The organism is Ruegeria sp. YKSF070, from assembly GCF_059612725.1.
In genome coordinates this window covers 22,440-28,843 of sequence record NZ_JBXWRD010000048.1, presented here as the reverse complement: position 1 = coordinate 28,843, position 6,404 = coordinate 22,440, and the positions used below count along the sequence as shown (strand labels likewise).

At 59.0% G+C, this 6,404-nt stretch carries 7 protein-coding genes; 2 read left to right on the top strand and 5 right to left on the bottom strand.

The window, feature by feature from the left end; all coding sequences use genetic code 11:
• Positions 1-165: 165 nt before the first annotated feature.
• Genes AC2FL1_RS19110 through AC2FL1_RS19090 form a run of 5 tightly spaced genes read right to left on the bottom strand, consistent with a single transcriptional unit; the run spans position 166 to position 4,636 of the window.
• Positions 166-912: a TSUP family transporter gene (locus AC2FL1_RS19110; protein ID WP_496877977.1), complete on the bottom strand. Its 747-nt coding sequence runs from the start codon at positions 910-912 to the stop codon at positions 166-168.
• A 12-nt stretch (positions 913-924) separates the two neighbouring features.
• A complete protein-coding gene (locus AC2FL1_RS19105; RefSeq protein ID WP_496877976.1) occupies positions 925-2,340 on the bottom strand; it encodes an aldehyde dehydrogenase family protein in 1,416 nt (471 codons plus the stop codon).
• A gap of 1 nt (position 2,341) precedes the next feature.
• A complete protein-coding gene (locus tag AC2FL1_RS19100) occupies positions 2,342-3,682 on the bottom strand; it encodes a hypothetical protein (protein ID WP_496877975.1) in 1,341 nt (446 codons plus the stop codon).
• Positions 3,679-3,915 (bottom strand): hypothetical protein, encoded by a 237-nt coding sequence (locus AC2FL1_RS19095; protein ID WP_496877974.1) that lies wholly within the window; start codon positions 3,913-3,915, stop codon positions 3,679-3,681. The genes AC2FL1_RS19100 and AC2FL1_RS19095 overlap by 4 nt, the downstream gene beginning before the upstream one ends.
• Before the next feature lie 19 nt (positions 3,916-3,934).
• Positions 3,935-4,636 (bottom strand): nuclear transport factor 2 family protein, encoded by a 702-nt coding sequence (locus AC2FL1_RS19090; protein WP_496877973.1) that lies wholly within the window; start codon positions 4,634-4,636, stop codon positions 3,935-3,937.
• 282 nt (positions 4,637-4,918) lie between these two features.
• Between AC2FL1_RS19090 and AC2FL1_RS19085 the strand changes: the two genes are divergently transcribed.
• Together AC2FL1_RS19085 and AC2FL1_RS19080 are read left to right on the top strand one after the other, a co-directional pair.
• Positions 4,919-5,902, top strand: a complete 984-nt coding sequence (locus AC2FL1_RS19085) for a TRAP transporter substrate-binding protein (protein WP_496877972.1) — start codon at positions 4,919-4,921, stop codon at positions 5,900-5,902.
• 7 nt (positions 5,903-5,909) lie between these two features.
• Positions 5,910-6,401 (top strand): TRAP transporter small permease, encoded by a 492-nt coding sequence (locus AC2FL1_RS19080; RefSeq protein WP_496877971.1) that lies wholly within the window; start codon positions 5,910-5,912, stop codon positions 6,399-6,401.
• The last annotated feature ends 3 nt before the right edge of the window (positions 6,402-6,404 follow it).

Sequence of the window (6,404 nt, the reverse complement as noted above, 5' to 3'; positions counted from 1 at the left end):
ACCTCGCGCAGGAAGCGCAGCCAGATCCGCGCGCTCCAGTTTGTGCCGAATGAAGGTCGTAGACGGGCTTGCCCCTCGGTCCCTTGGTGGCGAACAGCGCCGAGACGGGCAACAATTGGAAATGCAGTCCCGGCTCCGCGATCATTCTCGCGCCGAGCCTTGGCACTACCCAAAGATCAACATGAGCGTGCTTGTCATCAAGAACAGGACGGTGAGCCAAATCAGATGCTGCGCTCTTATTTTCCGCGACAAGAAAACACCGAATACTGTCCCGGCAATTGTCGGCAAGACCAAAGCGGACGCAGTTGGCAGAAGCGTATCAGAGATGCCGACGAACATTGCCTGAAATCCAAGTGCGATGGGGTAAGATAGCAGGAACGTCACCAGTGTCGTGGACCGCACTACCATAGGGTCGCTCTTGATGGCTGTCACATAGGCTGCAACCGGAGGTCCGGGCATGGCGAGCGCTGCGTTGAGTATGCCGCAGACAATACCGATCGCGCCGCGCCGCACCCGGGTGTCGGTCTGGAAGAAGGGGAAGCGGGCAAGGATACCCGTGGCGATTACCGTCATCACACCGACAACAACCGCGGCGCAGAGCTTGAGGTGCTCCAACGACAGGTTGAGATAGGCCAACGCTCCGAGCGGCGTGCCGATGCAGACCCCGGCAAAGAGAGGGCGCAACAGTCGCCAATTCACCTGTGGCAAGGTTATGGGCGCAAGCAGCAGCGCAATCAGGAAGCTCAGGGCAATCGAGACTTGAATGGCCCCTGCGCTGGCCATGGTCACGAGCAAGACGGGCCCCGCTATCACGCCGAAACCGATGCCCGTCACGGCCTGCAATAGAGATGCGAAAAACACCGCGCCAACCAACAATAGCGGCACGGTGCCAGGGTCAAGAAAGCTCAGCATCTTAAGCGCGGGTCACGAAAATACGACCTGGATGTCAGTGTATTCTTCTAGCCCTTCCTGTCCGAACTCGACACCTACTCCAGATTGCTTGACCCCGCCAAAAGGCGCGTTGGGCTGGATCGCGCCGTGCTTGTTGATCCAGACCGATCCGCATTCCATCCGGCTGGCCACTTGCCGCGCAGCGGTGATGTCGCGGCTCCAGACCGATCCGCCCAGCCCGTTGGGATTGTCATTGGCCTTTTCTATCACCTCGTCGATGTCGCGGTAGCGGATTATCGGCAGGGCCGGACCGAACTGTTCCTCGTCAACCAGCCGGTCGCCGTTGTCGAGATCGGCGATGATGGTCAGGGGGAAGAAATAGCCCGTCTTCTTGCCGTTACGCACCGGGATGTCGCCACCCAGCAACACCCGGCCCTTGTCGCGCGCGTCTGCCACAAGATCGCTGACGATCTCGTATTGCCGCAGGTTCTGCACCGGGCCAAGCATCGCGGCTTCGTCCGTGCCAACCCCCATGGGCATCTTACGCGCGAATTTGACCAATTCCTCGCAGACGTCCTCGTAGACATCGTCGTGCACATACAGCCGTTTGAGCGCAGCGCAGGTCTGACCACCATTGATGAAAGCGCCCCAGAACAGGCCCTCGGCGATCTGTTTCGGGTCGACATCCGGCAGCACGATCCCGGCGTCGTTGCCGCCCAGTTCCAGCGTCATCCGCTTCATGGTGTCGGCAGCGCTGGCATAGATCTTCTTGCCCGTGGCGCAAGAGCCGGTGAAGACAATCTTGCCGATGTCGGGATGGCTGGTCATCATCGGGCCAAGGTCATCGTCGCCAGTGATGCAATTGACCACGCCGCGTGGCAGAACTTCGTTCATCAGTTCGACCAGCCGAAGCGTGGTCAGTGGCGTGTATGGCGAGGGTTTGCAGACCACCGCATTGCCCGCCAGCACGGCTGGAACGATATGCCAGATGGCGATCATGACCGGGAAGTTCCATGGCAGGATCGAACCCACCACGCCAATCGGCTTGCGGAACAACTCGACACGCCCCTCGTTGTTATCCTGCAAAACCTTTGGCGGCATCGACAGGCTGGCGGTGTATTGCGTCCACGCAATCGCCCCGCCGATTTCCCAGCGCGACCCCATGCCACCCAGAGGCTTGCCCTGTTCAGCGGTCAGAAGCTGGGCCAGTTCCTCGGCATGGGCCTCGATCCGCTCGGCGATGCGGCGGCAGGCAGTCTGGCGTTTGCGTTCGGTTTGTTTTTCCCAGCCTTTCTGGGCAACACGGGCCGCACGCACTGCATCTTCGAGCTGATCCTTGGTAGCCAGCGGGGCCAACCCGGCGACCTTCTCGGTTCCCGGGTTGATCACTTCGAAACACTGCTTGGTCGGCACTTTCTTGCCGTCGATAATCAGGCGGAACGGGTCCATATCAGGTCTCCTTGCTACGTTTCTTGGGGCCGTCGTTGCCGTGCCAGTCGCGGAAATGATTCTTGTGGGTATCGAGATAGGATCCCGGCTTCATATGCTTGTCGTAGAAGTCGAGGTCCAAGTGGTGCGCCTGGATGAACAGGGTCATCTGGATCGGGTCCACCGTGGCAGGGAATTTTCCATACGTATCAAAGATATACTGACACATGTCCTTGACGCACTGGATGCCCTCGGGGCTGGCCGGGATGGTCGCGGCATCGAACTCGGCATTCGGGGCGGTGTGGGGTTTGACCATACCCTTGGCCTCCCACTCGTCCATGGTCTGAAGCGAACCCTGAAGTGCCGCGTCCACCGCATCGGACATGTTGGCATAGTAGGGTGGGCAATAGGCTTCGAATACGCCGTCACGCCCCACCGGGATCGGGAACGGGTCCGAATTGGACTGGATGAAGCGGAAGCCCAGACCGCGGCAAGCGGGCGTCCCCCCCAAAACCACGGTTGAGGAAAATCCGCCGTATACCCAGCCTCCCAAACCCGTCGCCTGAAGCGTTAGCGCCATGAGCTGCCCCATGAAGGCGCCTTCGGCCAGCATCCCGTCCGACAGCAGCTTTTCCAAACGGCTGAGTGTCATCACCTTGCGCTTGTTCAACAGGCCGTTGTCGACCCACTTCTGGTTGCCACAGGGGCGCATACCGTTGCGGTCGTCGACGATGTAATATCCGCCAGTGTTCTGGGCATAGCGCCCGGCCTTGCCGTCACACAGGTTGATCATCAGCTTGATGATGTCCTTGGTCACGTCGATCACGGGCATGAAGATCGTGGTGCCGGGCATGTTCGTGACCCACTGGTTATGCGGCCAGATGCCAGGTTCAGCGGGAGGCAGGTCCATGCGCTTGTCATCGATCTTTTCGACAAACTCGTCATAGAACCCCAATAACTTGTCGCGGTCACCTGCCGTTTCATACTCGCGCATCTTGGTCATCTTGGCCTGGTCGGCCTTGACCACGAACACTCCATCATCATTGGTGAAGAAAAGCCGTGAGCGGTGCGACCCCATCGCAGAGGGGTATGGCTTGCCGATCGTTTTCACCATTGCACCGGGCAGGTTAGTTTCTGCCAGGATAGGCCCCGTTGTCGCCGTCGCGGCGGCTACTAACATGGCGGTTTCCAGATCACTCAGCGGATACGGCTCGTATTCCGATTTGTGCTGGAATGGACCGGATGTCATCTCCATGCCCAGACCAAAACGGCGAGAACGGCGCCCCATGATGGCATCGAAGAGTGGGAAATCCCATGCCGCCTGCGCCTGTGGTGGCAGCCCTTCGGGTTTGCGGTCACTCATAGCCGGGCCTCCTTCGCGACTTCGCGGCGGACACCCAACAGTAGGCGAACCAGATAACCCCACGCACCCGGCTTGCGCAGCACCATGCCCACGATCCTGCGCAGGTCGGCATCGGTCATGGTGGTCTCAGCCTCCCAGACGCCCATTTTCCCGGTCAGAACGATCCCGTCCTCCAGCAAGTCCAGTTTTTCAAGGTCGAACGAAAACTCGCCCGCTGCTGATTCAATCTTCATGTCGTCCTCCCATCCCCGCCTAGGGGATCATTTTCCAATATGCGTCCTTGAGGGTGATCAGCCCGTCACCGATCTCGTAGAGGTCAAAGCCCTGCGACTGCCGCCAGGCGCCATCGGGTCCGAGATATTCCACGTCGTAGGTTTGCAGCACCGTGCTGCCACGGAACCGCCAGACCGAAGCTGAAAACCTTGGTCCATTGGGCATGGCAAAGCGGCGCTCCATTTCATCCAGAGCGGCATCGCGGCCATAGACCACCTGCCCGTTTGGTAGTTTCCATGTGAAGGCCGGAGACAGACATTCTCGCAGCACCGCCATGTCGCGCGTCGTGAACGCCTCTTCGAACTTGGTGAAGAGCTTCTTGTGGCCCATCTCGTCGTCGGCGGGAACCGTCAATGGCGCGCGCGCGATCTTCTGTTTGCGCTGGTAGGCGCGGTTCTCGACAATCTTGAAGCCGTTGGCCAACCTGGGTGCGTTAGTCGCAATGCGCGCAGGGCGAATCTCCTCTTCCGCCTGCGGTGCCGGGTTGTCGACGACCTGAGAAGGCACCGCGCTTGGTGGCGTTGGGACTGGAATGGACGCGATGACATCCGTGCCCTGATCAAGCTCATTATTCAATACGCGCAAACCCGTGGTCTTTTCGCCCGTGCGAACCCCGTGCGAAGTGGTCGTTTTACCCTTGGTCGGCTTGCGCGAACCCGGTCTCGATCCTGTCTCTGACATCAGCGCGTAGCCCCCTGATTCTCTCCCAAAGAGCCGCCGATTGTTTGGCGACTCGGCAACACTCAATCTCGGAAAACTTAGCAATGGGAACGGTAGCTCGTCAATTAAAATGAATAACAATTCATATTATGATCTAGAGTCATGACACTGTTCATATTGTTTTAAAAGAGTTTTTTGCTGATTAAGTGAATTTCAATTCATTTAAGTTGACAGAATCTACTGTTCCCACATAGCCTTTGCTCAGTTTTTTAGCGAACGCGAGATCACAGGGAGGAACTCGTCATGAAACTCACAGCCATTGCCGCTGCACTGGTCGTCGCAGGCAGCATTGCCGCCGAAGCCAAGGAACTTCGGCTCAGCGCTGCGCCGCCCCCGAACTCACCTTGGGGCAAGATCACGATGAAATTTGTCGAAAAGCTCGCAGAGGTCTCCGGCGGAGAACTGACCGTCACGCCCTATCTCGGCTCGAAGCTGGGCGGCGAACAGGACGTCGTAAAACAGATCGCGCGGGGTCGGATCGACATGGGCGTCATGTCCAACACCGCAGTGTCGCTTCTGGTGCCGGAATTCGGGCTGCTGGCGTCACCCTATGCCTTTGACAGCGCCGAACAATTCGATTGCGTGGCCGACAATCACCTGCTGGATACATATGGCGCAGAATTTGACGCCGCCAAGGTGCACGCGCTGAGCTGGATGGAGGTCGGCTATCAGGTCATCTTCTCGAAAGAAGCGATCCGAACCCCGGCTGACCTCTCTGGCGTCAAGATCCGCACCGCGCCCTCTGCAACGGACACCCTGTTCATTCAGACTGCTGGCGGCACGCCGGTGCCTCTGGCGCCCAGCGATGCCGTGCCAGCACTCAAGACCGGACAGGTCAGCGCCGCGACGCAACTGTCCGTATTCGGAGTTGCCACCGGATATGACAAGGTCGCGCCGCAGATCACCCTGACCCGCCACCAGCATCAGGTCGGAGCCGTGATCATTTCGCAAAAAACGTGGAACGGGCTGTCGGACCAGGAGAAAGCCTGGATCAACGAAGCAGCGCCAACCTTCCTTGAACTGCGCGCTGCCATTCGGGGGGCCGAAGGCGCTTTGCTGGGCAAGGCCGCGTCCGAAGGGGCAAGCGTTATTGAACTTAATGATGACGAACTCAACGCGTGGAAAGCTCTGGCACCCGCTGCGCAGGAGGCAATCCTCAACGAGTTGGGCGATGATGCCAAGGCCAAGTGGGATGCGATCCTTGCGGCCAAAGCATCCTGTTCGTGAGGCTGAGATGCTAAAGTCCGTTCTCAAAGGACTGACGCTGACTGAATCCATTGTGGCGACGGTGGCCTATGCCCTCGTTGCCACTCTCCTGATGGTGGATGTGATCGGGCGCGAAGTCTTCTCCTCGGCGTTTCTTGGCCTTCAGCAACTCGCCGTCTACGGCGCGATCGTGGCCGGGTTTCTTGGTCTGACACTGGCCACGTCGGACAATTCGCACCTGCGTCCCGAATTTCTGGACGGACTGGCAGGTCGGCATGGCGCAGCAGTTGCACGTTTCGGCGATGTGCTGTCAGCCAGCTTCTTCTTTGCCGGCGCGTATGTGTCATGGAGGTTCGTTCAGATCTCCATGGAAAGCGGGGACAAGGCCCCCGTGCTGTATTTCGTGCTCTGGCCACTGCAACTGGTCATCCCCTACGCATTCGTCTCCGCGGGCCTCAAGCACCTGGTCTTTGCGCTGAACCAGACGCTCAAACCTCACTCCGACACCCCAACAGGCTGATCT

Coding starts and splice junctions, on each gene's coding strand:
- AC2FL1_RS19110 (WP_496877977.1), bottom strand. CDS start 912: ATGCTGAGCTTTCTTGACCCTGGCACCGTGCCGCTATTGTTGGTTGGC.
- AC2FL1_RS19105 (WP_496877976.1), bottom strand. CDS start 2,340: ATGGACCCGTTCCGCCTGATTATCGACGGCAAGAAAGTGCCGACCAAG.
- AC2FL1_RS19100 (WP_496877975.1), bottom strand. CDS start 3,682: ATGAGTGACCGCAAACCCGAAGGGCTGCCACCACAGGCGCAGGCGGCA.
- AC2FL1_RS19095 (WP_496877974.1), bottom strand. CDS start 3,915: ATGAAGATTGAATCAGCAGCGGGCGAGTTTTCGTTCGACCTTGAAAAA.
- AC2FL1_RS19090 (WP_496877973.1), bottom strand. CDS start 4,636: ATGTCAGAGACAGGATCGAGACCGGGTTCGCGCAAGCCGACCAAGGGT.
- AC2FL1_RS19085 (WP_496877972.1), top strand. CDS start 4,919: ATGAAACTCACAGCCATTGCCGCTGCACTGGTCGTCGCAGGCAGCATT.
- AC2FL1_RS19080 (WP_496877971.1), top strand. CDS start 5,910: ATGCTAAAGTCCGTTCTCAAAGGACTGACGCTGACTGAATCCATTGTG.